Annotated in this window: 25 protein-coding genes; 8 read left to right on the forward strand and 17 right to left on the reverse strand. The window is 74.6% G+C overall.

Going from position 1 to position 25063, the window contains the following annotated elements; translation table 11 throughout:
• Positions 1–57: 57 nt before the first annotated feature.
• A complete protein-coding gene (locus tag AR3_RS03460) occupies positions 58–1044 on the forward strand; it encodes an alpha/beta fold hydrolase (RefSeq protein WP_227023157.1) in 987 nt (328 codons plus the stop codon).
• Positions 1045–1201: 157 nt separating this feature from the next.
• Positions 1202–1636: a CBS domain-containing protein gene (locus AR3_RS03465; RefSeq protein ID WP_067908456.1), complete on the forward strand. Its 435-nt coding sequence runs from the start codon at positions 1202–1204 to the stop codon at positions 1634–1636.
• 13 nt (positions 1637–1649) lie between these two features.
• Here the strand turns inward: AR3_RS03465 and yczR are convergent, their stop codons facing one another.
• Complete coding sequence (gene yczR, locus AR3_RS03470) at positions 1650–3122, reverse strand: MocR-like transcription factor YczR (RefSeq protein ID WP_067908232.1); 1473 nt, start codon at positions 3120–3122, stop codon at positions 1650–1652.
• A 97-nt stretch (positions 3123–3219) separates the two neighbouring features.
• On the opposite strand from yczR, the gene yczE reads away from it, so the two are divergent.
• Complete coding sequence (gene yczE, locus AR3_RS03475; protein WP_067908235.1) at positions 3220–3867, forward strand: membrane protein YczE; 648 nt, start codon at positions 3220–3222, stop codon at positions 3865–3867.
• 8 nt (positions 3868–3875) lie between these two features.
• Here yczE and AR3_RS03480 read toward each other — a convergent pair whose 3' ends face one another.
• The 4 genes from AR3_RS03480 to AR3_RS03495 all read right to left on the reverse strand — a co-directional run bounded on the left by AR3_RS03480 (position 3876) and on the right by AR3_RS03495 (position 8069).
• A complete protein-coding gene (locus AR3_RS03480; RefSeq protein ID WP_106258679.1) occupies positions 3876–5006 on the reverse strand; it encodes a glycerate kinase in 1131 nt (376 codons plus the stop codon).
• Between the two features lie 198 nt (positions 5007–5204).
• Entirely contained in the window at positions 5205–6122 is a 918-nt protein-coding gene (locus AR3_RS03485; protein ID WP_067908237.1) for a hypothetical protein, read from the reverse strand.
• Positions 6119–7174, reverse strand: a complete 1056-nt coding sequence (locus tag AR3_RS03490; RefSeq protein WP_067908239.1) for a S66 peptidase family protein — start codon at positions 7172–7174, stop codon at positions 6119–6121. The genes AR3_RS03485 and AR3_RS03490 overlap by 4 nt, the downstream gene beginning before the upstream one ends.
• A gap of 127 nt (positions 7175–7301) precedes the next feature.
• Positions 7302–8069 (reverse strand): SIR2 family NAD-dependent protein deacylase, encoded by a 768-nt coding sequence (locus AR3_RS03495; protein WP_067908244.1) that lies wholly within the window; start codon positions 8067–8069, stop codon positions 7302–7304.
• Positions 8070–8174: 105 nt separating this feature from the next.
• Between AR3_RS03495 and AR3_RS03500 the strand changes: the two genes are divergently transcribed.
• The gene (locus AR3_RS03500; protein ID WP_067908247.1) at positions 8175–9125 is read left to right on the forward strand and encodes a sulfotransferase family protein; all 951 of its coding nucleotides are present in this window, start codon (positions 8175–8177) and stop codon (positions 9123–9125) included.
• A gap of 31 nt (positions 9126–9156) precedes the next feature.
• Here AR3_RS03500 and AR3_RS30230 read toward each other — a convergent pair whose 3' ends face one another.
• Together AR3_RS30230 and AR3_RS03505 are read right to left on the reverse strand one after the other, a co-directional pair.
• Complete coding sequence (locus AR3_RS30230) at positions 9157–9315, reverse strand: hypothetical protein (RefSeq protein ID WP_157406604.1); 159 nt, start codon at positions 9313–9315, stop codon at positions 9157–9159.
• A 166-nt stretch (positions 9316–9481) separates the two neighbouring features.
• Entirely contained in the window at positions 9482–11524 is a 2043-nt protein-coding gene (locus tag AR3_RS03505) for an ABC transporter ATP-binding protein (RefSeq protein ID WP_067908250.1), read from the reverse strand.
• 328 nt (positions 11525–11852) lie between these two features.
• Between AR3_RS03505 and AR3_RS03510 the strand changes: the two genes are divergently transcribed.
• Complete coding sequence (locus AR3_RS03510) at positions 11853–13781, forward strand: Xaa-Pro dipeptidyl-peptidase (protein ID WP_067908253.1); 1929 nt, start codon at positions 11853–11855, stop codon at positions 13779–13781.
• A 99-nt stretch (positions 13782–13880) separates the two neighbouring features.
• Here the strand turns inward: AR3_RS03510 and AR3_RS03515 are convergent, their stop codons facing one another.
• From AR3_RS03515 to abc-f, 3 genes are all read right to left on the reverse strand, one after another.
• Positions 13881–14699: an enoyl-CoA hydratase/isomerase family protein gene (locus tag AR3_RS03515; protein WP_067908256.1), complete on the reverse strand. Its 819-nt coding sequence runs from the start codon at positions 14697–14699 to the stop codon at positions 13881–13883.
• Between the two features lie 172 nt (positions 14700–14871).
• Positions 14872–15084, reverse strand: a complete 213-nt coding sequence (locus tag AR3_RS03520) for a helix-turn-helix domain-containing protein (RefSeq protein ID WP_012852589.1) — start codon at positions 15082–15084, stop codon at positions 14872–14874.
• Between the two features lie 116 nt (positions 15085–15200).
• Positions 15201–16799: a ribosomal protection-like ABC-F family protein gene (gene abc-f / locus AR3_RS03525; RefSeq protein WP_067908259.1), complete on the reverse strand. Its 1599-nt coding sequence runs from the start codon at positions 16797–16799 to the stop codon at positions 15201–15203.
• Positions 16800–17045: 246 nt separating this feature from the next.
• On the opposite strand from abc-f, the gene AR3_RS03530 reads away from it, so the two are divergent.
• Complete coding sequence (locus AR3_RS03530; RefSeq protein ID WP_067908261.1) at positions 17046–17825, forward strand: VOC family protein; 780 nt, start codon at positions 17046–17048, stop codon at positions 17823–17825.
• A gap of 289 nt (positions 17826–18114) precedes the next feature.
• Complete coding sequence (locus AR3_RS03535; protein ID WP_067908462.1) at positions 18115–18510, forward strand: ABC transporter permease; 396 nt, start codon at positions 18115–18117, stop codon at positions 18508–18510.
• Positions 18511–18577: 67 nt separating this feature from the next.
• Here the strand turns inward: AR3_RS03535 and AR3_RS03540 are convergent, their stop codons facing one another.
• Together AR3_RS03540 and AR3_RS03545 are read right to left on the reverse strand one after the other, a co-directional pair.
• Entirely contained in the window at positions 18578–19261 is a 684-nt protein-coding gene (locus AR3_RS03540) for a response regulator (RefSeq protein WP_067908264.1), read from the reverse strand.
• Complete coding sequence (locus AR3_RS03545; protein WP_227023156.1) at positions 19258–20505, reverse strand: sensor histidine kinase; 1248 nt, start codon at positions 20503–20505, stop codon at positions 19258–19260. Before AR3_RS03545 ends, AR3_RS03540 begins: the two co-directional genes overlap by 4 nt.
• A gap of 174 nt (positions 20506–20679) precedes the next feature.
• On the opposite strand from AR3_RS03545, the gene AR3_RS03550 reads away from it, so the two are divergent.
• Positions 20680–21276 carry a hypothetical protein gene (locus AR3_RS03550; RefSeq protein ID WP_067908267.1) on the forward strand — a complete coding sequence of 199 codons (597 nt, stop codon included), beginning with the start codon at positions 20680–20682 and terminating at the stop codon, positions 21274–21276.
• Here the strand turns inward: AR3_RS03550 and AR3_RS03555 are convergent.
• The 5 genes from AR3_RS03555 to sufC form a co-directional block, all read right to left on the reverse strand.
• Complete coding sequence (locus AR3_RS03555; RefSeq protein ID WP_227023155.1) at positions 21245–22033, reverse strand: class I SAM-dependent methyltransferase; 789 nt, start codon at positions 22031–22033, stop codon at positions 21245–21247. The two genes, AR3_RS03550 and AR3_RS03555, sit on opposite strands and share 32 nt — an antisense overlap.
• 76 nt (positions 22034–22109) lie before the next feature.
• On the reverse strand, positions 22110–22478 hold the full coding sequence (locus AR3_RS03560; RefSeq protein WP_083950899.1) for a metal-sulfur cluster assembly factor: 369 nt from the start codon (positions 22476–22478) through the stop codon (positions 22110–22112).
• Positions 22475–22930, reverse strand: coding sequence for a Fe-S cluster assembly sulfur transfer protein SufU (gene sufU, locus AR3_RS03565; RefSeq protein WP_067908270.1), 456 nt, complete (start codon positions 22928–22930; stop codon positions 22475–22477). Before sufU ends, AR3_RS03560 begins: the two co-directional genes overlap by 4 nt.
• 81 nt (positions 22931–23011) lie before the next feature.
• Positions 23012–24274 carry a cysteine desulfurase gene (locus tag AR3_RS03570; RefSeq protein ID WP_067908273.1) on the reverse strand — a complete coding sequence of 421 codons (1263 nt, stop codon included), beginning with the start codon at positions 24272–24274 and terminating at the stop codon, positions 23012–23014.
• Positions 24271–25038, reverse strand: a complete 768-nt coding sequence (gene sufC, locus AR3_RS03575) for a Fe-S cluster assembly ATPase SufC (protein WP_067908277.1) — start codon at positions 25036–25038, stop codon at positions 24271–24273. The genes AR3_RS03570 and sufC overlap by 4 nt, the downstream gene beginning before the upstream one ends.
• Between the last annotated feature and the right edge of the window lie 25 nt (positions 25039–25063).

The following is a 25063-nucleotide window of genomic DNA, read 5'->3' on the forward strand; positions in this document are numbered from 1 at the left end:
ATTCTCGCCTCGGCACCCGTTCCGCGCGCGGGAGCCGGGCCGAGAGGAGGCGTCCGCATGACGGTGAACGACATCCGCCGCGCCGCCGACCCCGCGCAGGCCTCCCCCGCGCGGCTCCGCCGGGAGCGGCGGCAGCGGGGGCAGGCCGGCTCCGGGGCGGCGCGGACCGCGCGAGGCGTGAGGAGGCGGCGCGTCCGCGGCGACGGCGTCCACCTCGCCGTGTACGAGCAGGGCGACCCGTCGCGTCCGACGGTGCTGCTGATGCACGGCTACCCTGACACCCACGCCGTGTGGGACGAGGTGGCCGAGCGCCTCGCCGACCGCTTCCACGTCGTCCGCTACGACGTGCGCGGCGCCGGCGCGTCGTCGCGGCCGTACGGCCGCAGGCGCTATGCGTTCGACTACCTGATGGCCGATCTGGAGGCCGTGCTGGACGCCGCGGCGCCGGAGAAGAAGGTGCACCTGGTGGGGCACGACTGGGGCTCCATCCAGGGCTGGGAGGCGGTGTGCACCCTCCCGCAGCGGTTCGCCACGTTCACCTCGATCTCCGGCCCGTGCCTGGACCACGTCGCGCACTGGATGCGCCGCAGGCTGCGCCGCCCCACGCCGCGCAACCTGCGGCAGGCCGCCGGGCAGGCGCTGCGGTCCTGGTACATCCCCGCGTTCCGGACGCCGCTGCTGCCGGAGCTGCTGTGGCGCGCCGGGATGGCGCGCCTGTTCGCCCGCGCCCTGGAGAAGGGCGAGGGCGTCGCGCCGCGTCCCGGGCACCCCGCCCGGACGCTGCCGCGCGACGCGTCCGTCGGCGTCAACCTGTACCGCGCCAACATGGGGCGCCTGCGCAGGCCGCGCGAGCGGCGCACGGACGTGCCGACACAGGTCGTCGTGCCGACCCGCGACCTGTTCGTGTCCCCTCACCTGGTGGGCGGCCTGGCCGGGCGGGCGCCCGACCTGGCGCTGCGGACGGTCCGCGCCGGGCACTGGGTGCCGCGCAGCCACCCGGACCTGATCGCCGAATGGATCGCCGAGCACATCGGCGCGGGATGAGGGCACGGCCGGTCGGCGGCATCCGCTTCCCGCGCCGACGCGGCAGGGTTTACCCGCGCGGGGTTTTCCGACGGCGCAGGACGTGCGACCTTGTCAACACGACATCAGGCCGATGCCCCCTCGGCAGGTGGGCCCAAGCGGCACCGGAGTGTGCGACATGCGAATCCGCGACATCCTGCGTAGGAAAGGCGACACGGTGACCACGGTGCGACCCGAGGCCCCCGTCCGAGACCTGCTGGCCACGCTGGCCCGGCACAACATCGGCGCGGCGGTGGTCTCGCCGGACGGCGCGACGATCGTCGGCATCGTGTCCGAGCGCGACGTGGTGCGCCGGCTGCACGAGCACGGCGCCGGGCTGCTCGACCGGCCCGTCGCCGACATCATGACCGCGGAGGTGCGCACCTGCACCCCCGACGCCGCCGTGGCCGAGCTGCGGCGCACCATGACCGAGCACCGCATCCGGCACCTGCCGGTGGTGCGCGACGGGCGGCTGGCCGGGATCGTGAGCATCGGCGACGTGGTCAAGAGCGCGATCGACGAGCTGGAGTCCGAGCGCGAGTACCTCGTCGGCTACATCCAGCGCGCCCCCTGAGGGGCGCGGCGGATCACACGTAGCTCGGCAGGGCCGACCGGACGGCGGGGGCCGCGTCGACCTCCTCCTGGGCCCTGGCCAGCCGGTCCACGGCGACGCGCAGCGTCTCGGGCGGCAGGACGTACGGCAGGCGCAGCCGGTCCTCCAGCACGCCGTCCTCGCCGAACGCCGGGCCGGGGACGACCCGCACGCCGTGCCGCAGCGCCGTCTCGGCCAGCTGCGTCGCCACCGGCGCCTCCAGCCGCGGCCACAGCGACATCCCGCCCTCGGGCAGGGTGAAGCTCCAGCCGGGCAGCCGCTCGCGCAGCGCGGCGGCGAGCGCGTCGCGGGAGCGCAGCAGCGCCGCCGCGCGTTCGGCCCGCACCTCCTCGGCGCGCAGCAGCAGCTCCCGCACGATCAGCTGGTCGATCACCGGGCTGGCGATGTCGGCGGCCTCGCGCGCCGCCGCCAGCCGGCGCGCCAGCGGCGCGGACGCGCGGATCCATCCGATGCGCAGACCGCCCCACAGCAGCTTGGACGCCGACCCGACGCTCACCACCCGGCCGCCGGCGTCGAACGCGGCCAGCGGCGGCGGCGCCGGGGCCGCCCGGTCGAACGCCAGTCCCGCGAACGTCTCGTCGGCGATCAGGATCGCGTCGGCGCGGCGGGCGGCGTCCACCAGCGCCTCGCGGTCGGACGCGGGCATCAGCAGACCGGTGGGGTTGTGGAACTCGGGGATCGTGTAGGCGGCGCGCACGGCGGTCTGCCGCATGGTCGCGGCGATCAGCTCGACGTCCCAGCCGTCCGCGACGCCGACCGGCACCAGCCGCGCCCCGCGGCGGCGCAGCGCGCCCAGCGCGTGCGGGTAGGTGGGGCGCTCCACCAGCACCGCGTCGCCCGGCCGGACGGTCAGCTCGGCGAGCAGGGTGAGCGCGTGCTGCGCGCCGGTGGTGACGACGATCTGGTCGGGACGGGTGGGCAGGCCGCGCGCGGCGTAGCCGTCGGCGATCACCTCGCGCAGCTCGGGCAGCCCCGCGGGCAGGTAGCCGACGCCGCGTGCGTGCCGGGGCAGCTCGGCCATCGCGGCGGCGACCGCCTCGTCGAAGACGGCGGGCGCGGCGGGGGTGGCGCAGCCCAGGTCGACGAATCCGGGGCCGCCCGGCGCCTGCGCGACGCCGAACCGCGTGGCGTCCTCCGCGCCGACCCATCGCGCGGGGGCGCCGGTCATGGTGGTCGCGGGCAGCGCCGTCCAGCTCCCCGCGCCCTGCCTGCTCTCCATGTAGCCCTCGGTGCGGAGCCGGTCGTAGGCGGCCGTGACGGTGGTGCGGCTGACGCCCAGGGCGGCGGCCAGGTCGCGCTCGGCGGGCAGGCGGGTGCGCGGGGCGAGCCGCCCGTCCAGCACCAGGCCGCGCACGGCCCGCGCCAGCGCCAGGTAGACCGGGCGCTCCCGGGGGACGTCGCCGAGCAGCCGGGCCAGCTGCGGACCGCTCACATAACGGGTGTTCATAAGTCCACTTTTCCCCTATTGGCTCTATAACGACCAGGCCACTCTCGGCCACACTGGCCAACGGCATTGGCAGATCTTGAGCAGAGAGTGGGCACGAATGGCCTCGATGGCGCGCCGCCTGGTCCAACTCTACGTGGGATTGGCCCTATACGGCTTGGGCATCGCCCTGCAGGTGGCCTCCGGGCTCGGCAACGACCCGTGGGACGTGTTCCACCAGGGGCTGTCGCGCCGGTTCGGGCTGTCGATCGGCACGTGGATCGTCATCGTCGGGGCGCTGGTGATGCTGGCCTGGATCCCGCTGCGGCAGCGGCCCGGGATCGGCACGATCAGCAACGCGCTGCTCGTCGGCGTGTTCGCCGACGTGTTCCTGTACCTGCTGCCCGACCCGGACGCCGCCGCGGTCCGCTGGGCCTTCCTGGTCGCCGGGATCGTGGTCGGCGGGTTCGCCACGGGCTGTTACATCGGCGCCGAGCTGGGGCCGGGTCCGCGCGACGGGCTGATGACGGGGCTGGCCGCCCGCGGCCACTCGATCCGGGTGGTGCGCACCTCCATCGAACTGACCGTGCTCGCCGCGGGCTGGCTGCTCGGCGGCACGGTCGGCGTCGGCACCGTGCTGTACGCGGTGGCGATCGGTCCGCTGGCGCACGTGTTCATCCCGCTCATGAGCGTCCGCAGGCCCGAGGCGCAGGCGTCCGCCGACGCCGCCCCCGAGCGGCGGACCGAGCCGGAGCCCGCGTCCGGCTGAGCCGGCCCTCAGGCGAGCCGCAGGCGGACGACCTCCTCGGCAAGGGCGGTGAGGAGGGCGCCCGCCCCCTCGGTCAGCTCGGCCAGCGTGCGGGGGCCGTCGGCCAGGCTGAACGCCGCGGTCAGCCCGAGGGCGCGCAGCTCGTCCAGCGGACCGGCGACGCTCCCGGCCAGCGCGACGACGGGCACGCCGTGCCGCGCGGCCAGGCCCGCCACCGAAGACACGACCTTGCCGCCGGCGCTCTGCCCGTCCAGCCGCCCCTCCCCGGTGATCACCAGGTCGGCGCCGTCCAGCGCCGCGGGCAGGCCCATCAGGTCGGCCACGAGCTCGGCGCCCCGGGCGGGCTCGGCGTCCAGCACCCCGACCAGGCCGCCGCAGGTGCCGCCCGCCGCCCCGGCGCCCGGAAGGTCGTGGACGCGCCGTCCGGTGCGCTCGGCCAGCACGTCGGCGAAGCGCGTCAGCGCCGCGTCCAGCTCCGCCGCCTGCGCCGGCGTGGCGCCCTTCTGCGGCCCGAACACCGCGGCCGCGCCCCGCGGCCCGACCAGCGGGTTGGTGACGTCGCAGGCGACGCGGAACCGCGCCGCGCGGACCTCCTCGGCCAGCCCGGAGTCGTCGATCGCGGCGAGCCGGGCCAGCGCGGCGCCGCCGGGCGGCAGGTCCGCGCCGGAGGCGTCGGTGAAGCGCACGCCCAGCGCGCGCAGCAGCCCGGTGCCGCCGTCGTTGCCGGCGCTGCCGCCGATGCAGACCAGCACGTCGCGGGCGCCGCGCCGCACCGCGTCGGCGATCAGCTCGCCGGTGCCGTAGGTGTCGGCGCGCAGCGGGTCCAGCTCGCCGGGCGCCAGGAGCGGCAGCCCGGACGCCGAGGCCAGCTCGACCACGGCGGACCGCCCGTCCGCCGACAGCGCGTACCTGGCCGCCACGGGACGCCCCAGGGGGTCGGCGGCGGTCATCCGGACCTCCCGCCAGCCCGCGCCGCGCAGGAAGCAGTCCAGGGTGCCCTCGCCGCCGTCGGCCATCGGCACCGCGACCGTCGCGGCGTTCGGAGCCGCCCGTTTCACCCCCGCCTCCACGGCGGCGCACACCTCGGCCGCGGTCAGGCTGCCCTTGAACGAATCGGGCGCGATGACGATCCGCACCATCGACCTCCCTCTGCTCGGGCACCGACCCTACGGGGCCGGCGCGCGGCGGGCATCGGGCGCCCCGCCGAAGCGGCGATGACCACGCCGTGCCGGTCCACGATGGTGACGTTGCGGCCCAGCCGCCGGGTGATCCCCGCGGCGACGGCCTGCGCGTCCTCGGCGCCGATCACGCCGCCACGACCGCGCCGGGGCCGGCGGTCACGGCTCGGCGGCGAGCTTGGTGAGGACCGAGGTGAACTCGTCCGGCAGCACCACGGCGTCGCCCTGGTATCGGACGTCCAGCAGCGTCAGCTCGCCCATCCGCCACCAGTACAGGTGCGGGCTGAGCGACCCGGGGCCCTCCTCGTAGGCGCGGCGGGCGTGCGCCTGCAGCTCGCGCGCCGCGGTGACGGCGGCCCGGTAGCGGGCGCGCGGGCAGCTGCCCGAGGGCAGCAGCGGATGCGCGACGATCTGGCTGCGGTTGGGCGCCACCACGAGCGCCCCGTACGGGCCGATCGGCAGGTACTCCTCCAGCCACGCCAGGTGGGTGGCGGCGTAGAACGTCCAGCCGTGCAGCACCACCACGCGCACGCCGCCCAGCTCGTCCTCGTCCACCTGCAGCGGCCCGTCGCCCCGCACGTTGGACCGGCCCAGCATGAACAGCGCGTCGCCCGACACCGGCCAGCCGTGCATCTCCTCGGTGGTGACGGTGCGGACCGTGGTGGGGGTGTCCACGACCACCACCTCGATGAGGCCGGGCGCGAAGGGGCGCGCGGCCAGGACGCCGTTGTCGGCCTCGGCCGGGTAGATGCGGGTGCGCAGCAGGTGCTGGGCCAGGTCGAAGTCGCTGAGGTCCAGCGGCTCCTCGACGGCGGTGACGATCGTGGTGACGTGGTCGGACACCAGCGCGGGCCAGTCGTCGCGCGGCACCAGCCGGGCCAGCTGCCGCAGGTTGCGCATGCTGACGTGCAGCCGGTTCGGGCCCTCCAGCAGCATGACGTCGCCGGGGACGGGCCGGCAGGTGTAGCCGAGGCTCTCGGCCACCAGCACCAGCAGCGAGTCGAGCGCGCCCTGGTCCCACACGCCGTTCCGGCGACCGTCGTCCCACGCGCCGGGACGGGCATGCCGGCCGCTCATCGCACTCCTCCCGGCAGGGGTCGGCTGTCACTTGCGCGCGGCCGTCCGGCCGGGACGCTCAGGGTCAGCGCCGCGGCGTCCAGCCGCGCGGGGGCGCCGAGCTCCAGGGTGACCTGGCAGGGACCGTGCCCGGCGGGCACACCGGCCAGCACCGGCACGCCGAGGGGGCCCAGCCGGTCGGTGAACACCGCGTCGAGCTCGGCCGGGTCGCCGCAGTCGGTCCACGAGCCCAGCACCACGCCCGCCGCGCCGTCGAACCACCCGGCCTGGAGCAGCTGCGTGAGCATCCGGTCGACGCGGTACGGGGCCTCGCACACGTCCTCGAGGAAGACGATGCGACCGGCCGCCGGAGGCGGGGCGTGGGGGGTGCCGAGCAGCGCGGTGAGCAGAGCCAGCGTACCGCCAGTCAGCACGCCTTCGGCACAGCCGGGGCTCAACGCGTGACTGCCGGTGACCGTCCGCCCGGCCGGATCGCCGAACAGCGCGGCCCGCAGGTGCTCCGACGTCCGCTCATGGTCGGCGCCGCGCGGGTCGGCGAGGTCGGCGATCAGCCCGGCCACCATGGGTCCGAAGGAGGTGCTGACGCCCAGCCGCGCGCCGAACGCGGTGTGCAGGGCGGTGATGTCGCTGGAGCCGTGCAGCAGCTTGGGGCCCCGCCCGGTGATCGACGCGGCGGCGAGCGCGTCCCAGTCGAGCAGGTCGAGCAGGCGGGTGGCGCCATAGCCGCCGCGGGCGCACAGCACGGCCTGGACGGTCGGGTCGCACCAGGCGGCCTGCAGGTCGGCGGCGCGGTCGGCGTCGGTGCCCGCCATGCCGTGCCATCCGTCCCGCGCGCCGGCGCCGCCGGCGAGATCGGTGCGGTCCAGGACATGGTCTCCCACGACCACGTCCAGCCCCAGATCGCGCAGCACGCCGCAGCCCGCCTCCAGCCGGACGGGATCGACCGGGCCGCTGGGCGCGACCACGGCCACCCGGTCACCGGGACGCAGCCTGGCGAACCGGCGGGGCGACCCGTCCTCGGGTGCGGCCCCCTCGCGGGTGCCCCCGCTCATCAACCTCGTCCCTCCTCGCACCGCAACGGATAGAGCTTGTCAGGAGAAGGTCTCCAAAGGAAGGGGCGGGCGGTCACAACACGCCAACGGAACGGCGCGCGGTGCGGCGCGGCGCGGTCGGAGCGGGTCACGCGGCCGCCCCGACCGCCAGGTCGACCAGCCGGGGCAGCGTCTCGCCGATGGGACGGCGCAGCACCGCGTCGGCCACCGGGTCGTACGGGGTGGGCTCGGCGTTGACGATCACGAACCGGGCGCCGCGCTCCACCGCCTCCAGGCACAGGCCGGCGGCGGGCTGCACGGTCAGCGACGTCCCGACCGCGAGGAACAGGTCGCAGGAGCGGGCCGCCTCGACCGCGGCGTCCAGCACCTCGGGCTTGAGGGCCTGCCCGAACGAGATCGTCGCGGCCTTCTGGATGCCGCCGCAGTCGAGGCACGGCGGGTCCTCCTCGCCCGCCTCCACCCGGGCCAGCACCTCCGGCATGGGCGTGCGCAGCCCGCACGCCAGGCACTCGGCCTCCCGCATGGTGCCGTGGATCTCGATCACGCGCTCCGGCGACGAGCCGGCCCGCTGGTGCAGGCCGTCGATGTTCTGGGTGACGATCGCCCGCAGCCGCCCGGCCCGCTCCAGCCGCACCAGGGCCTCGTGCGCGGCATTGGGCTCGGCGCGCCAGGCCGGATGGTCGCGCCGCGCCCGCCAGGCCCGCCGCCGCACCTGCGGGTCGGCCAGGTAGGCGCCGATCGTCGACTGCGCCGCGGCCTCGGGGTTCTTCGTCCACACGCCCTGCGGACCGCGGAAGTCGGGGATTCCGCTGTCGGTGCTGATGCCCGCGCCGGACAGCACGGTGATCGCCTGCGCCCGCGGGAGCCACTCCCGCAGCGTCGTCGGAGCGTCCATTCCTCCAAGGCTAGGCCGGGAAAGCCCTTTTCTGCTCGTATTATCCCTGTCAGCGCGCGGGCCTGTCGGCCCTCGTCCGGGCGAGGTGAGAAACTGAGCACTCCTATGAGGTCCACGCCGCACATCCTCGTGGTCAACGGCACGAAGGTCCGCCGTCCGGTGTTCATCCTGGGCTCTCCGCACTCCGGCGCGGACCTGCTGGCCCGCGCCGTGAAGCGCTCCAAGGGGTTCCACCTGACCATGGGGCGGCCGGGGGTGCTGCGGGTCACCTACGCCTTCGCGCGGCGGCCGTCGATCGCCGCCGACCGCGGCCGCGGCGCCGCCCGGGTGCTGCGGGACGCCTTCGCCGAGGCGTGGCAGATCTCCGGGCGCGCCTGCGCCCAGTGCCCGGCCGAGTGCCGCGACGCCGCCGGGTTCCCGCCGTCCGCGGCCCGCGCCCCCGGCGCGGCGGACGAGCCGTGCGTCGAGCCGCGCGACGTGCACCGCTTCGCCGACGCCTCCCCCGACCTGATCTACAGCGCGGACGTGCTGCTGGACGCCTTCCCCGACGCCCAGCTGCTGCAGGTCATCCGCGACGGGCGGGACGTGGTGGCCGACATGCTCGCCGACGAGCGCTGCATGGCCTGGTTCAAGCCGGGCCTGGCCAACCTCGACGAGGTGTTCCCCAACCCGTTCCTGGGCGTGGAGGACGTGGCCGACCGGGTCCGCTGGTCGCGCGCCGCGCCCGCCGTCAAGTGCGCGCTGCGCTGGCGCGGCTCGGTGCGGCTGAGCGCCCGCCTGCGCGCGCAGACGCCTGAGGAGCAGCTGCTCACGGTGCGCTTCGAGGACCTGGTGAGCAAGCCGCGCAAGGTCGCCGAGGCCGTGTCGCAGTACCTGGACGCACCGATCTCCACGGGCGCCTTCGACACCCTGGTGCGCCGGGGCGCCCCCTTCCCCGACGACCGGCGCGTCGGGATCTGGCGGGAGCGGCTCACGCCCCGGCAGGTCACCCAGGTGGAGCGGGTGGCGGGCGTCGAGCTGGGACGCCTCGGCTACGCACCCGGCCGCGCGGGCTGAGGCCCCGCCGGCGCGGCGGACCGGCGGCGCCTCAGCGGCGCCGGACCGCCGCGGACAGCGCCCGCTGCGTCAGCCGGTCCGGGCCGAGCCAGCCGATCGCCACGCCCGCCGCTCCCAGGCCGACCAGCAGGACGGCGCAGCGTCCCGCTCCGCTCTTGACGATGCGACCGGGGTTGACCGTCACACGCACGCCGTGCTCCTTCCTCAGCGTGTGCCTGACAGCGGCCGCCCGCGCCCCCGCGCGGGCGCGCTCACCCCCTTCAGCGAAAGCCCTTCAGGTGACGGCCGGGTTGCCGGCGCTCCGCATTCGGGCAAAGAGACGGCATGGAGCCGGGACACCGGCCCCCATCGGACGGTCAGTCGGCGCCGGCCCGCTCGGCCTCGCGGGCGCCGGAAGGGCCCCCTCCGTCCGCCCCGGACGCGGCGCGGGCCCCGGCCTCGAGAGCGGCCGCCGAGGCGGACGCCGCGTCGGCCTGGTGGGCGAACTGGGTGCGGTACAGCTCGGCGTACAGGCCGCCGCGCAGCAGCAGCTCCTCGTGGCGGCCGCGTTCGACGACCCGGCCGTCGTCGATCACCAGGATCTGGTCGGCCTCCCGCACGGTGGACAGCCGGTGGGCGATCACCAGCGAGGTGCGGCCGGCCAGCGCGGTGGCCAGCGCCCGCTGGACGGCGGCCTCGGACTCGGAGTCCAGGTGCGCGGTGGCCTCGTCCAGCACCACCACCGACGGCGCCTTCAGCAGCAGCCGGGCGATGGCCAGGCGCTGCTTCTCCCCGCCGGACAGGCGGTAGCCGCGGTCGCCGACCACCGTGTCCAGGCCCTCGGGCATCGCCGCGACCAGGTCGCCGATGGCCGCGGCGTCCAGCGCGGCCAGGATCTCCTCGTCGGTGGCGTCGGGCCGGGCGTAGCGCATGTTGGCGGCGATGGTGTCGTGGAACAGGTGGGCGTCCTGGCTGACCACGCCGACCTGGGCGCGCAGCGACTCCAGGGTCAGGTCCCGCACGTCGTGGCCGCCGATGCGCACGGCGCCGTCGGTCACGTCGTACAGCCGCGAGACCAGGTGCGTGATGGTGGACTTGCCCGCCCCGGACGGGCCGACCAGCGCGTACATCCGCCCCGGCGGCACGGTGAACGTCACGTCCCGCAGGACCTCGCGGCCGGGCGCGGTGTCGGGGCGGGCGATCGACTCCAGCGACGCCAGCGACACCTCCTCGGCCGACGGGTAGGAGAACGAGACGTGGTCGAACTCGATCGACGGGGCGCCCCGCCCGGCCGTCGCCGCCGCCGCGCTCCCCTCGGCGGCGCTCCCGCCGGTCGCGCCGTCGGCCCGGTCGAGCACGAGGGGGCGGGCGTCCTCGCGGTCGGCGACCAGGGGCTTCAGGTCCAGCACCTCGAAGACCCGGTCGAAGCTGACCAGCGCGGTCATCACGTCCACGTGCACGTTGGACAGCGCGGTCAGCGGCCCGTACATGCGGGTCAGCAGGGTCGCCAGGGCCACCAGGGTGCCGAGCTGGAAGCCGCCCTCGACGACCAGGACGCCGCCCACGCCGTACACCATGGCCGTGGCCAGCGCCGCCACCAGCGTCAGGGCGGTGAAGAAGACCCGGCCGTACATGGCGGCCACCACGCCGATGTCGCGGACCCGGGCGGCGCGGCCGGCGAAGTTCTCCTCCTCCTCGGCAGGTCGCCCGTACAGCTTGGCCAGCATCGCCCCGGCCACGTTGAACCGCTCGGTCATCAGCGAGCTCATCTCGGCGTCCAGCTGCATCTGCTCGCGGCTGACCCGCTGCAGCCGCTTGCCCACCCACTTGGCGGGCAGGATGAAGATCGGCAGGAGCAGCAGCGCGATCAGCGTGACCTGCCAGGACAGCACGACCATGGTGATCAGCACGAGGATCAGGCTGATCACGTTGGACACCACCGACGACAGGGTGGTGGTCAGGGCGCGCTGGGCGCCGATGACGTCGTTGTTGAGCCGGCTGACCAGCGACCCGGTCTGCGCGCGCATGAAGAACGCGACCGGCTGGCGCTGCACGTGCCCGAACACCTGGGTGCGCAGGTCGTAGATCAGGCCCTCGCCGATGCGCGCCGAATACCACCGCTGGGCCAGGCCGAGCACCGCCTCCAGCAGCGCCAGGCCGGCCACCGAGACCGCCAGCCACAGCACCACGGCGTGGTCGCCGGGCACGATGCCGCGGTCGATGATCGCCTTCAGCAGCAGCGGGTTGGCCACCACGATCCCCGCGGTCAGCGCGTTCAGCAGGAGGAACAGCACCAGCTCGCGGACGTAGGGCCGGGCGTAGCCGGCGATCCGGCGCACCGTGCCGGGCTTGAGCCGCTGCCTGGTGACCGACGCGTCCCGGCGGAACGACGCCATCACCTGCCAGCCGTTGCCCGGCATTCCCGGCATCCCCACAGCGACCTCCGAAGATCCGGTGGCGGCCGCGGCGCGCGGCGGATACGGCCGCGGCCGCCGTTTCAGCTCCCTGGTCCGGCTACCCGGTCCGATTAGGTAATCAAGTAATCAGCCCTGCGTCAGTCAACACACCCCCGCATCCGGGCTTCCCGGGTCAGCTCAGGGCGTAACACTTGAAGACGGCGCCATCGCACAACCGCGTCCCGCCCGGACTGTCCGGCGTCGTCCTGGACTCCGCCCGCTCCGGATAGTAGATCTGTTGATCATCTGGTCCGGCGACCGCCCCCTGGAGTCCGCACCCCCTGGAGCCCCCGTGACCCGACGACCGCCGCGCGGCCCCGCGCCGCGCGCCGCCGGCGCGCTCGCCCTCGCCGGCGCGCTGCTCACCGCCACCGCCCTGCCGGCCGCGGCGTCCGGCGCCGCCCGTCCCGCCGTTCCGTCGATCAAAGTGGTGAACGGGGAGACCCAGCCGGTGTTCTCCCGCGCCGACGCCGTCACCCAGACCGTCTCCGTCGAGACCGACGTCGACAGCGACCGCGACGGCGTGCGCGACCGCGTCCAGCTGCGGATCATGCGCCCGAAGGAGACCGAGCGGGGCCTGAAGGTGCCGACGATCCTCGAGCCCAGCCCGTACTGGGCCGGCACGCACGACGTGCCGATGCACCCGGTCGACGTCGACGAGGTGCAGGCCGCGTCCCGCCGCCCGGTGAAGCGCGACCTCGCCGAGGTCTTCCCCGGGTACTACGACAACTACTTCCTGCCGCGCGGCTACGCGGTGGCCGACCTCGACAGCATCGGCACCGGCGGCTCCACCGGCTGCCCCACCTCCGGCGACCGCGCCGAGCAGGCCGCGACCAAGGCGGCCGTGGACTGGCTGAACGGCCGGGCCCGCGGCTGGGCCCCGGACGGCACCCCCGTGACGGCGACCTGGTCCACCGGGAACGTCGGCATGATCGGCCAGTCGTACAACGGGACGCTGCCCAACATGGCGGCCGCCGGCGGCGTCGCCGGGCTCAAGGCGATCGTGCCGATCGCGGCGATCTCCAGCTGGTACGACTACTACCGCGCCAACGGCGGCGTCGTCGCGCCCGGCGGCTACCAGGGCGAGGACCTGGACGTGCTGGCCAAGGCGGTGCTCACCCGGAAGAACCCCGAGGTGTGCGCGAAGGTCATCGACGAGCTCACCGCGACGCAGGACCGCGAGACCGGCGACTACGGCAAGGTGTGGGCCGAGCGCGACTACGTCCGCGACGCCCGCAACGTCAAGGCCGCGGTGATGGTGGTGCACGGCCTCAACGACTGGAACGTCAAGGTCAAGAACTCCGTGCAGTGGTGGAACGCCCTCAAGAAGGCCGGCGTGCCGCGCAAGCTGTGGCTTCACCAGGGCAACCACGCCACCCCGTTCCGCTGGCGGCTGGAGGAGTGGCTGCGCCAGACGCACCACTGGTTCGACCGGTGGCTGTACGGCATCCCGAACGGGATCACCGCCGAACCGCGCGTCGACATCGAGCGCGCCCCCGGTCAGTGGGAGACGGCGCGCGACTGGCCCGTCCCTGGCACCCGCACCGTGGCGCTGGGTCTGAACGCCGGTCCGGAGGGGCAGCCGGGGAGCCTGTCGCCGCGTCCGCGTCCGGGCGCGCCGCAGTCGATGGTGGACGCGGGCCGCACCCGCACCGCCGAGCAGCTGCTCGTGAACGAGGACCGGGCCGACCCCAACCGGCTGGTGTACCTGACGCCCCGGCTGGACGAGGCCGTCCGGGTCAACGGCATCCCGCGGATGTCCGTGCGCGCCTCCCTGGACGGACGCTCGCCGTACCTGACGGCGCTGCTGGTCGACTACGGCACCGACACCCGCCCCACGGGCGCGCGCGTCGACACCGGCGAGCGCGTGTGCTTCGGCCAGGGCGTCCCGGGCGACGACGGCTGCACCACGCGGCAGGCGCACCGCACCGAGACCGCCCCCTTCAAGATCGTCACGCGGGGCTGGCTGGACGCCCGCAACCGGCACAGCCCGAGCCGCACCGAGCCGATCGCCCCGGGCCGCGAGTACACGTTCCGCTGGGACCTGGAGCCCACCGACTACGTGTTCAAGCCCGGCCACCGCATCGGCGTGGTCATCCTGTCCACCGACCACGACTACACGCTGCGCTACCCGGCGGGCACCCGCCTGACCGTGCGTCCGGGGACGAGCAGGCTGCACTTGCCGATCGCTCCGGGGGCGACCGCCGAGGCCTTCGAATAGACCCCGCGGCCGGCACGCGAAGGGGCCGTCAGGAGAGAGCCGAGCGCTCCCCTGACGGCCCGTTCCGCCGTTTGGGCGGGCTCCACAGGCGGCCGGCGGTCAGGCCGTCCGCCGCCCGGCGCCGAACAGCTCCCGCAGGCGGCCGATCTGCTCGCGGCGCTCGGCGGCGCACTGCTCCTCGAGCGTGTTGCCGGGGGCCTGCCACAGCAGCCGCTTGATCGCCGCGGCGGCGCCGGCGTTGACCGCCAGCAGGGAGTCGACGAGGCCGCGCACCGTCTCGTCCAGCCGGTCCCGCGGCGTGACGATCTCGGCGATGCCGAGCCGGGCGGCCTCCTCGGCGGGCACGTCGCGCGCGGTCAGGCACAGCTCCAGGGCGCGCGGCACGCCGACGATCTCCACCAGCGGCTTGGTGCCGGTCAGGTCGGGGACGAGGCCGAGCGCCGCCTCCTTCATGCAGAACACCGCGTCGTCGGCGGCCACCCGCAGGTCGCAGGCGAGCGCGAGCTGGAAGCCGCCGCCGATGGCGTGCCCGTGCACGGCGGCGATCGTGACGATCTCCGGCCGCCGCAGCCAGGTGTAGCCCTCCTGCAGCTCGGCGATGAACCGGTCGGTCGCCTCGGCGTCGGCGCCGTCGGGCTGCTCCCCGCCGGAGAACATGGACAGGTCGATGCCCGCCGAGAACGACTTGCCCGCGCCGCGCAGCACCACGACCCGCACGTCCGGCGGGAGGGACCGGCCGATCCGGGCCAGGCAGCGCCAGGTGGCGAACGTCATGGCGTTGCGGCGCTCGGGACGGTTCAGCGTGACGGTGGCGACCGCGCCGTCGATGTCCAGCAGCAGCCCCGCCTCGGCCAGTTCCGCCTCGTCCGGCGGCGCGGCCGGTTCCGGCCGCGGCTCCTGCACCCTGGCGTCCGCCATGTGACGGCCCCCTTCTCCGTAGTGACAAGCCCACGTCGCGGCGGGCGGCGCTCCGCGGCCGCGCCGGTGGGGCGCGCGAACGCGAGCCGACCCGCCGCCGCGAACCGAACCCTACTCGGTCGGCCGCGGGGGCGGGTCGAACGGTGCGCTCCTCCGGGGGTCTACGGTCCGGTCAGGACTTCTTGCCGCGGGTCGCGCCGCCGCGCCCCCGCAGGTTGACGCCGGACTCGGTGAGAATCCGGTGGATGAAACCGTACGAGCGACCGGTGGCGGCTGCCAGGGCGCGGATGCTCTCGCCGGAGTCGTACCTCTTCTTGAGTTCGGCCGCCAGCTTGTCGCGCTCGGCACCGGTCACGCGGGTGCCCTTCTTAAGGGTCTCGGCCACGAGTACCTCCCGTAGTGATGTGGTGACCGCTGCGTTATCCCCCGCCATGATCAGTCATTCCCGCGCGTTCGGCTACCCACTCCGCCAGAAAAGATCTGCAGAAGCTGCCCTGCAGGTCACGCAAGTGCCACCAGATCGGCAAAGTCGTCACTCCAGATGTCCTCGACACCATCCGGCAGCAAAATCACCCGCTCGGGTCGCAACGCCTCCACGGCGCCCTCGTCGTGGGTGACCAGGACGATGGCGCCGGTGTAGGTGCGCAGCGCCCTCAGGATCTCCTCGCGGCTGGCCGGGTCGAGGTTGTTGGTCGGCTCGTCCAGGAGCAGCACGTTGGCGCTGGACACCACCAGCATGGCCAGCGCCAGCCGGGTCTTCTCCCCGCCCGACAGCACGCCCGCGGGCTTGTCCACGTCGTCGCCGGAGAACAGGAACGAGCCGAGGATCTTGCGGACCTCCACCGGCGCGAGCGCGGGCGCGGCCGACTGCATGTTCTCCAGCACGCTCCGCTCGACGTCCAGGGTCTCGTGCTCCTGGGCGTAGTACCCGATGCGCAGCCCGTGCCCGGCGGTCACCGTGCCGGAGTCCGGCTTGTCCAGCCCCGCCAGCAGCCGCAGCAGCGTCGTCTTGCCCGCGCCGTTGAGGCCCAGCACGACGACCCGGCTGCCCCGGTCCACGGCCAGGCTCACGTCGGTGAAAATCTCCAAAGATCCGTACGATTTCGACAAACCCTCCGCGCGGAGGGGGGTGCGGCCGCACGGCGCCGGATCCGGGAAGCGGATTTTGGCGACCTTGTCGGCGCGCCGCTCCTCCTCCACCTCGGCCAGCAGCCGCCGGGCCCGCCGGTCCATCTGCTGGGCCGCCCTGGCCTTGGTGGCCTTGGCGCGCATCTTGTCGGCCTGCGCCATCAGCGCCGCCGCCTGCCGCCGGGCGTTGGCGGCCTCGCGCTTGCGCCGCCGCTCGTCGGTCTCGCGCTGCTGCAGGTAGGTCTTCCAGCCGACGTTGTAGATGTCGATGACGCAGCGGTTGGCGTCCAGGTGGAACACCCGGTTGACCACCGCGTCCAGCAGCCCCACGTCGTGGCTGATGACCACCAGCCCGCCCTGGTGGGAGCGCAGGAAGTCGCGCAGCCACAGGATCGAGTCGGCGTCCAGGTGGTTGGTGGGCTCGTCCAGCAGCAGCGTGTCGGCGCCGGAGAACAGGATGCGGGCCAGCTCCACGCGGCGGCGCTGCCCGCCCGACAGGGTCCCGAGCGGCTGGCCCATCACCCGGTCGGGCAGGCCCAGGCTGGAGGCGATGGACGCGGCCTCCGCCTCGGCCGCGTACCCGCCCAGCACGTGCAGCCGCTCCTCCAGCCGCCCGTAGCGGCGCACGGCGCGGTCGCGCTCGGCGCCGGAGGCCGCGGCCATCGCCTCCTCGGCCGCGCGCAGCTCGCGCAGCACCTCGTCCAGGCCGCGCGCCGACAGGATCCGGTCCCGGGCGGTCTCCTCAAGGTCCACCTCTCGCGGGTCCTGCGGCAGGTAGCCGAGGGTGCCCGACCGGGTGACGGTGCCCGCGGCGGGCAGGGCCTCGCCGGCGAGGACGCGGGTGAGGGTCGTCTTGCCGGCGCCGTTGCGGCCCACCAGGCCCACCCGGTCGCCCGGGTTGACGCGGAACGTGGCGCCCTCGATCAGCAGCCGGGATCCGGCGCGCAGCTCGATGTCGTTGGCAGTGATCACGGTAGACAGGGCTCCCCGACGGAGGGGTTCGGCGGACGGGCGGCAGCACAAGGCGCGTCACGGTCCGTGACCGGGACGCGCCAGGGGCCTGTCAGCTCGAGAGCGAGACCATCCTGATCAGTGTACGGACCCGGGCGACCGGATTCCGAACCCTTTTCCACCCCGTGCGCCGTGACCGGGAATGGTCCAGGATGAGAGGAACGGGCGATGCGGCGTGGGACTCCGAGCGCATGAGGGGGGAGCTCGATGAGCCACGTCACGACCGCCCAACCCGAAGGCACGCCGACCTGGCTGGACCTCCGCGTCCCGGACCTGGAGGCCGCCGAACGCTTCTACGGCGGCGTCCTGGGATGGGAGTTCCGGGAGCAGGGATCCGAGTCCGGCGCCTACCGCGTCTGCCTGCTGCGCGGCGAACCCGTCGCCGGCATCATGAGAGTCTCCGACGGGGACGCCGCCGCGCCCCGGTGGACCGTCTACTTCGCCACCGACGACTGCGACAACGCGGTCAAGCGCGCCGTCGACGCGGGCGGCGGCATGCTCCACCAGCCGGTGGACGTCATGGACCTGGGGCGGATGGCGGTCGTCACCGACGCGGTGGGCGCCCCGCTCGGGCTGTGGCAGGCCCGCACCCACATCGGCGCCCGGCTGGTGAACGAGCCCGGCGCGCTGGTGTGGAACGAGCTGGTGACCGGCGACGCCGACGAGGCCCGCGAGTTCTACCGGAACCTGTTCGACTACACCACCGAGCCCGTCGCCGGGGATGAGGACTACACGCTGCTGCGCCGCCCGGACGGCCACGAGATCGGCGGCATCCACGGCGACCCCGACGGCGCGACGTCGTCCTGGCTGAGCTATCTGCAGATCGAGGACCTGGACTGGGCGCTGCGCACCGCCCGGGCGTCGGGCGGCACGGTCGAGGGCGACCCGTGGATCTCGCCGTACGGCCGCATGGCGCATGTCAGGGACCCGTTCGGGGCCGAGTTCCGCCTCGTCCGGCCGCCGGAGCTGACGCCCGACTCGGTGTGACGCCGCAGCGGCCCGGAGCGGCGCCCTAGGAGAGGACCGCATGCGAGAAGAGTGAAGAGCGGGTCGGCCGCCGTCTCCGCCCCCGCCGCGCTCCGCAGGGGACGGCGGCCGGCCTCCGGACCGGTCGGCGAGTCGCACCCGGCTCGGCGGCCGGCGTCGTCGAGCCGTTCGGTCGGAATCGCGCCGCGTACAGAACGCGCCGCGGCGCACCGCGATCGCCCCGGCGCCGATGAGGCCCGCTCGGCGCGTTACCTCCTGATCAGCGCGCGGATCGGGGAAGATGGCCTGCATGTGGATCGCGCCCGAACGCCGTCGCCTCAGCCGCTGGGCCGTACCCGGACTGGCCCTGGCCGCCGGAGTGGTGGTCGCGGCGGTGCTCGCCGCCGACGGGCGGGGCGGCACCGGTCTGATCGCCCTCGGAGTGCTGGCGGGGTACGCCCTGCTGCTCGGATACCGGCGGTTCGAACCCGCCCTGCCGGGCAGCGAGGGCTTCGGGACCGGGCACCGGGCCCGCTCCCACACCCGCGCGGCCGCCCTGACCGGGGACGTGCTGACCGGAGCCGTCGTCGCCGCGGTGATCGTGCAGGGGCTGCGCGGCGCCGACATCGTCCCGTACGCCTGGCTGGCCGCGCTGGCCGGGGCGACCTACGCCCTGTCGGCGACGTTCGGCGGCCGGTCGCTGTGAGCCGCCCGTCCCGGGCGGTCCGCCGCACGTCGCCCTGCCCCGGGCCGCGCCGAGGGGCCGTGAGCGCTCAGCGCGCCTGAGGCGGCGCCGAGTCCTCCGCCGGGAAGGAACCGTCAGCGGCCGCCTCCTGCGCGAGGATCGCCGCCTGGACCCGGCTGCGCAGCCCCAGCTTGTTCAGGATGCGGCTGACGTGCGTCTTGGCGGTGGTCTCGGCCATGGCGAGCCGCTCGGCGATCTGCGCGTTCGTCAGGCCCTCGCCGAGGCAGGCCAGCACCTGCCGTTCCCGCGGCGTCAGCGCGGCCGGCGCCTTCGGGCCGAGCCGGGCCGAAGGGTCGGGGCGCCGCGCGGCGAAGGCGTCGATCAGCCGCCGGGTCACCCGCGGCGCGATCACCCCCTCCCCCGCGGCGACGGTGCGCACCGCGTCCACCAGCCGGTCGGCGTCGACGTCCTTGAGCAGGAAGCCGGCCGCCCCCGCCCGCAGCGCGCCGAACACGTACTCGTCCAGGTCGAAGGTGGTCAGCACCAGCACGTCGGCGACCCCGGAGATCTCCCGGGCGGCCGACACGCCGTCCAGGCGCGGCATGCGCACGTCCATGAGCACCACGTCCGGGCGCAGTTCCCGGGTCAGCGCCACGGCCTGCTCGCCGTCGGCGGCCTCGCCCACCACCTCGATGCCGCGGGCGGCGCGCAGGATGAGCACCAGCCCGGCCCGCACGGCCGCCTGGTCGTCGGCCACCAGCACCCTGATCACGCGGCTCCCTCCTCGACCCGGCCCGTCCGCGGAACGATGGCCGCGCCTCCGGCGGGGGTCTCGGCGGCCGGCAGCTCGGCGCGCACCACCCACGCGCCGTCTTCGGGCCCCGCGGCGAACGTCCCGCCCAGCACGGCCGCGCGCTCCCGCATCCCCACCAGGCCGCTGCCTGCCCCGGGCAGGCGGGGCGCGCCCGGCCCGAGCGGACTGCGCACCGTGACCGCGACGCCGTCGTCCCGGTGCTCCAGCAGCACGTCCACGCGGCCGGATCCGGCGTGCTTGAGCGCGTTGGTCAGCGCTTCCTGGACGATGCGGTAGGCGGCAAGCTCCACGGCGCCGGGCAGGTCGCGCGCCCGGCCGGTCACCGTCAGCCGGGCGTCCAGGTCCGCACGGGTCGACCGCGCGACCAGGTCGTCCAGGTCGGCCAGGCGGGGCGTCACGGCCGGGTCGGCGGCGTCGCCGCGGTCGTCGCGCAGCAGCCAGATCATCCGCCGCATCTCGGACAGCCCCCGCACGCTGTTGTCGCGGATCACCTCCATGGCCCGCCGCACCTCGGCCCGGTCCAGGTCGGACATCGTCAGCACGGCCGAGGAGTGCAGGGCCACCGCGCTGAGGTGATTGGCGATCACGTCGTGCAGCTCGCGGGCCATGCGCGCGCGTTCGGCGGCCACGGCGGCGCGGCGGTCCAGCTCGGCCAGCCGCGCCAGCTGCTCGGCGTGCCGCCGCTGCGCCTCGGCCTTCTCCCGGTGCTCGCGCACGACCATGCCGCTCAGCACCGGCCCCACCCAGGCCAGGCCCGCCACGGCGCCGGCGATGACGACGTCGTCGAACCTGCGCTGGACGGCGCCGACCAGGCCGGCCGCCAGCAGCGTCGCCGCCGCCGTCGCCGCCAGCAGCCACTCCGCGCAGCGGCGGCGCCGCCCGTACACGGACGCGGCGTACAGCGCGTCGCCGTAGATGTAGGCGACGGCGAAGCTGACGCCCATGACCACGTCGAGGACCATGCACGGGGTGGCCCACGCCAGCGCCGGGAGCGGGGCGGTCCGGCGGAACGGCAGCACCGCGCACACGCCGAGCAGCGGCAGCAGCCGCCGGCCGAGGCCGGGGTCCCAATCAGGGCTCCACCGCGCGTAGCCGTGCACGCTCAGCAGCAGCAGTCCCCCGGCGAGCGCCGCGACGGCGATCAGGCTGTCCCGCCGCGTCGCGGGGAGACGGCGGACGGCGGTTGGACGAGCGATCTGCACGTTCCCATCTCAGCACCCTCGGGCGGATGCCTTCTCCGCCCGGATGAGGGGCCGCGTACATCGTTCGGAGGACCCCCGGTTTCGTCCTCGCCGCCGAGGATCCCGCCCCGCCGCGCTCCTGATCATTGAGGGGGTGCCCGGCGAGGGACGGGCCGCGGAACGGGTGGGGACACCATGCTCCTGGCGATCATCATCGGCTGCGAGATCGGATTCTGGGCGCTGCTGGCGGCCGGACTGGCGACCCGCTACCTGCTGCGGTGGCGCCGCGTCAGCACCGTGCTGCTGGTGTGCCTGCCGCTGCTGGACGTGGTGCTACTGGCCGCGACCGTGGTCGAGCTGCGCGGCGGCGCGACCGCCGGGTTCTCCCACGGGCTCGCGGCGGCCTACCTCGGCTACTCGGTGGCGTTCGGGCACGGCTGGGTGCGGTGGGCCGACGAGCGGTTCGCGCACCGCTTCGCGGGCGGGCCGCCGCCCAAGGCCAAGCCCCGCTACGCCCCTGCGCGCACCCGCTACGAATGGCGCGAGTTCGGCAAGGCGACGATCGCCTGGGCCATCGGCTGCGGGGCGCTGCTGGCGATGGTCGCGATGGTGGGCGACGCCGAGCGCACCCGTGCCCTGGTCGGCTGGACGATGCGGCTGACGTTCGTCTGGGCGGTCTGGTCGCTGTGGCCGATCTCGCACACGCTGTGGCCGGCGCGCCCGAAGGACGGCGAGGCCGCCGACGGGGGCGGCGCCGCGGCTACGAGCGGACGGCGCGGAGCGCGATGGTGACGATGGGCAGGTCGAACTCGCCGTCGGCCGTCTCCGGCGTGGCGTCCAGGTAGTCGCGGACACGGGCGAGCAGCGCCGCGCGTTCGGCGTCGTCGAGGACCAGCACGTGCGAGTGCGTGGCGATGGTGGCGACCATCGACGCGGCCGTGCGGCGCTGCGCGTGGGGGAACTCCCGCCGCAGCTCCGGGCCGAACGGCGGAACCGACGGGAGCGCGATCTTGGAGCGCCAGTTCTCGAACGAGACGCGGCTGCGGGCCGCGCGCTTGAGCCCGGCCACCCACGGCACGCGGTCGTCGTCGAGGTTCCACAGGGCCGCCAGGACGCCGCCCGGCGCGAGGACCCGCACGATCTGCGGCAGCGCCCGGTCCATGTCGAACCAGTGCAGCGCCTGGCCGACCAGGACGGCGTCCACGGCGCCGTCGTCCAGCGGGATCTCCTCGGCGCTGCCCGCCTCGGCCCGCACCCCCGGCACGCGCCGCCGCAGCTCGGCGAGCATGTCGGGGTCCGGTTCCACGGCGGTGATCGCCTCGGCGGGGACGCCGGTGCGCAGCAGCACCTCGGTCAGCTTGCCCGTGCCCGCGCCCAGGTCGAGCACCCGCGGCGGGGTGCGGGACGCGACCGGCTCCAGCGCCCAGCGCACGGCCGCGTCGGGATAGTCGGGCCGCTCCCTGGCGTAGTCGGCGGCGCGGCGGCCGAACGAGGCGGCCCTGCGGGCGACGTATCGGGAGTCCGTGTCAGGGAACACGTCGTTGCGCACGTCCCCACGGTAAACGCCTTCCAGGGCCGCTCGCGCCGCACCCCCGGACGCGGCCGCCGCGCCGGCGGGGCCGGGGTCAGACGTTGAAGCCGAGGGCGCGCAGCTGCTCGCGGCCCTCTTCAGTGATCTTGTCGGGACCCCACGGCGGCAGCCAGACCCAGTTGATCCGCACGTCCTTGACCACGCCCTCCAGCGCGCTGGCGGCCTGGTCCTCGATGACGTCGGTGAGCGGACAGGCCGCGCTGGTCAGCGTCATGTCCAGGGTGACGCCGTCCTCGGCCAGGTGCACGCCGTAGACCAGGCCGAGGTCCACCACGTTGATGCCCAGCTCGGGGTCGACCACGTCCTTGAGCGCCTCGAGGATCTCCTCCTCGGTGACGCCCGTCCCACCGGCCTGCGCGGTGTCGGCCGCCGGCGGGGTGTCGGCGGCGGGGTTGTCGCTCATGATGCCTCTCCGAGAGCTCGGGCGGTCGCGTCCTTCCACGCCATCCAGGCGAGCAGGGCGCACTTGACGCGGGCCGGGTACCGGGACACCCCGGCGAACGCCACCGCGTCCTCCAGCACGTCCTCGTCCGGCTCGCCCTGGCCGCGCGACTGCATGAGGGCCAGGAACTCGTCGCCGACGGCCATCGCCTCCTTGACCGACCGGCCGATCACCAGGTCGGTCATCACCGAGGCGCTGGCCTGGCTGATGGAGCAGCCCAAGGCGTCGTACGAGACGTCGGCGATGCGCGCGTCCGGGCCGTCGCCTTCCAGATGCACCCGCAGCGTCACCTCGTCGCCGCAGGTGGGGTTGACATGGTGCGCCTCCCCCTCGTACGGCTCCCGCAACCCCTTGTTGTGCGGGTTGCGGTAGTGGTCCAGGATGACCTCCTGGTACATCGCCTCAAGCTGCATGGCTTCCTTTCCTTCCGAAGGGACGCCCCCGCCGGGCGGCGCGCCGGAGACGTCCCGCCTGGGGTACAACCCGCGCGGGCATCAGGGTCTTCCGAAGAACTCCTGCGCCTTGCGCACCCCGTCGGTCAGGGAGTCCACGTCCGCGAGGGTGTTGTACAGGTAGAAGGTCGCCCGGGTGGTCGCGGGGATGCCGTACCGGCGGCAGATGGGCCAGGCGCAGTGGTGGCCGACGCGGACCGCGACGCCGAGCTCGTCCAGCATCTGCCCCACGTCGTGCGGGTGGATGTCGTCCACGGTGAACGACACCGCGCCGCCGCGCGCCTCGGTGGTGGTCGGACCGACGATGCGCACGCCGGGGATCTCGCCGAGCCGCTCCAGCGCGTACGCGACCAGCGCCTCCTCGTGGGCGCGCACGCGGTCCATGCCGATCTCGGTGAGGTAGTCGCAGGCCGCGGCCAGGCCGACGGCCTGCGCGGTCATCGGCACGCCGGCCTCGAACCGCTGCGGCGGCGGGGCGAACGTGGACCCCTCCATCCGGACCACCTCGATCATCGACCCGCCGGTGAGGAACGGCGGCATGGCCTCCAGCAGCTCGCGGCGGCCCCACAGCACGCCGATGCCGGTCGGGCCGAGCATCTTGTGCCCGGAGAAGGCCAGGAAGTCGGCGCCCAGCCGGGACACGTCCACCGGCTGGTGGGGCACCGACTGGGCGGCGTCCAGGACGAGCAGCGCGCCGACCTGGCGGGCGCGCTCGGCGATCCGCCGGACCGGCGGGACGGTGCCCAGCACGTTGGACTGATGCGTCAGCGCGACCAGCTTGGTGCGTTCGTTGACCAGGGAGTCCAGGTCGTCCAGGTCGAGCCGGCCGTCGTCGGTCAGCCCGAACCAGCGCAGCGTGGCCCCGGTGCGCCGGCACAGCTGCTGCCACGGCACCAGGTTGGCGTGGTGCTCCATCTCGCTGACGACGATCTCGTCGCCCGGCCCCACGCGGAACCGCTCGGCCTCGGGGCCGGCGGTGGCCGCGTTGCTCATCGCGTACGCCACCAGATTGAGCGCCTCGGTGGCGTTCTTGGTGAACACGACCTCGCCGGGCTCCGCGCCGATGAACGAGGCGATCGTGGCGCGCGCCGCCTCGTACCGCTCGGTGGACTCCTCGGCCAGCAGGTGCGCGCCGCGGTGCGGGGCGGCGTTGTGGCGCTCGTAGAACTCGCGCTCGGCCTCCAGCACCGCGACCGGCTTCTGGGAGGTGGCCCCGGAATCGAGGTAGACCAGCGGCCGCCCGCCCCGCACGGTGCGTGCCAGCAGCGGGAAGTCCTTCTTGATCTCCTCGGGCAGCAGGGTCATAGCGACGCGCCCGCCTTCGTGTACTTCTCGTAGCCCTCGTTCTCCAGGACCTCGGCCAGCTCGGGACCGCCCGCCTCGACGATCCGGCCGTCGGCGAACACGTGCACGAAGTCCGGCTTCACGTACCGCAGGATGCGCGTGTAGTGCGTGATCAGCAGCACGCCGGCGTCGCCGCTCGAGCCGAACCGGTTGATGCCCTCGGAGACGACCTTGAGGGCGTCGACGTCCAGGCCGGAGTCGGTCTCGTCCAGCACCGCGATCTTGGGCTGGAGCATCTCCAGCTGCAGGATCTCGTGGCGCTTCTTCTCGCCGCCGGAGAAGCCCTCGTTGAGGCTGCGCTGGGCGAACGCGGGGTCGATGGACAGGTTCTGCATCGCCTGCCGCATCTCCTTGGAGAACTCGCGCAGCTTGGGCGCCTCGCCGCGCACCGCGGTGACCGCCGAGCGCAGGAAGTTGGACACCGACACGCCCGGCACCTCGACCGGGTACTGCATCGCCAGGAACAGCCCGGCGCGGGCGCGCTCGTCGACGCTCATCGCCAGGACGTCCTCGCCGTCCAGCGTGACGCTGCCCGCGGTCACCTCGTACTTGGGGTGGCCGGCGATGGCGTAGGCGAGGGTGGACTTGCCGGAGCCGTTCGGCCCCATGATCGCGTGGGTCTCGCCGGACCGCACCGTCAGGTCGACCCCGCGCAGGATCTCCTTGGCCCCGTCGGCGCCCTGGCCGACGGAGACGTGCAGGTCGCGGATCTCTAGGGTGGCCATATCTCTTGTGAACTCTCTGTCGTAT

The sequence above is a fragment of the Actinomadura rubrobrunea NBRC 15275 genome, assembly GCF_001552235.1.
Taxonomy (GTDB): Bacteria; Actinomycetota; Actinomycetes; order Streptosporangiales; family Streptosporangiaceae; genus Spirillospora; species Spirillospora viridilutea.

What these genes read in the sequence shown, in the direction of transcription:
- AR3_RS03460 (WP_227023157.1), top strand. Translation starts at nt 58, where the DNA reads ATGACGGTGAACGACATCCGCCGCGCCGCCGACCCCGCGCAGGCCTCC.
- AR3_RS03465 (WP_067908456.1), top strand. Translation starts at nt 1,202, where the DNA reads ATGCGAATCCGCGACATCCTGCGTAGGAAAGGCGACACGGTGACCACG.
- yczR (WP_067908232.1), bottom strand. Translation starts at nt 3,122, where the DNA reads ATGAACACCCGTTATGTGAGCGGTCCGCAGCTGGCCCGGCTGCTCGGC.
- yczE (WP_067908235.1), top strand. Translation starts at nt 3,220, where the DNA reads ATGGCCTCGATGGCGCGCCGCCTGGTCCAACTCTACGTGGGATTGGCC.
- AR3_RS03480 (WP_106258679.1), bottom strand. Translation starts at nt 5,006, where the DNA reads ATGGTGCGGATCGTCATCGCGCCCGATTCGTTCAAGGGCAGCCTGACC.
- AR3_RS03485 (WP_067908237.1), bottom strand. Translation starts at nt 6,122, where the DNA reads ATGAGCGGCCGGCATGCCCGTCCCGGCGCGTGGGACGACGGTCGCCGG.
- AR3_RS03490 (WP_067908239.1), bottom strand. Translation starts at nt 7,174, where the DNA reads ATGAGCGGGGGCACCCGCGAGGGGGCCGCACCCGAGGACGGGTCGCCC.
- AR3_RS03495 (WP_067908244.1), bottom strand. Translation starts at nt 8,069, where the DNA reads ATGGACGCTCCGACGACGCTGCGGGAGTGGCTCCCGCGGGCGCAGGCG.
- AR3_RS03500 (WP_067908247.1), top strand. Translation starts at nt 8,175, where the DNA reads ATGAGGTCCACGCCGCACATCCTCGTGGTCAACGGCACGAAGGTCCGC.
- AR3_RS03505 (WP_067908250.1), bottom strand. Translation starts at nt 11,524, where the DNA reads ATGCCGGGCAACGGCTGGCAGGTGATGGCGTCGTTCCGCCGGGACGCG.
- AR3_RS03515 (WP_067908256.1), bottom strand. Translation starts at nt 14,699, where the DNA reads ATGGCGGACGCCAGGGTGCAGGAGCCGCGGCCGGAACCGGCCGCGCCG.
- AR3_RS03530 (WP_067908261.1), top strand. Translation starts at nt 17,046, where the DNA reads ATGAGCCACGTCACGACCGCCCAACCCGAAGGCACGCCGACCTGGCTG.
- AR3_RS03535 (WP_067908462.1), top strand. Translation starts at nt 18,115, where the DNA reads ATGTGGATCGCGCCCGAACGCCGTCGCCTCAGCCGCTGGGCCGTACCC.
- AR3_RS03550 (WP_067908267.1), top strand. Translation starts at nt 20,680, where the DNA reads ATGCTCCTGGCGATCATCATCGGCTGCGAGATCGGATTCTGGGCGCTG.
- AR3_RS03560 (WP_083950899.1), bottom strand. Translation starts at nt 22,478, where the DNA reads ATGAGCGACAACCCCGCCGCCGACACCCCGCCGGCGGCCGACACCGCG.
- sufU (WP_067908270.1), bottom strand. Translation starts at nt 22,930, where the DNA reads ATGCAGCTTGAGGCGATGTACCAGGAGGTCATCCTGGACCACTACCGC.
- AR3_RS03570 (WP_067908273.1), bottom strand. Translation starts at nt 24,274, where the DNA reads ATGACCCTGCTGCCCGAGGAGATCAAGAAGGACTTCCCGCTGCTGGCA.
- sufC (WP_067908277.1), bottom strand. Translation starts at nt 25,038, where the DNA reads ATGGCCACCCTAGAGATCCGCGACCTGCACGTCTCCGTCGGCCAGGGC.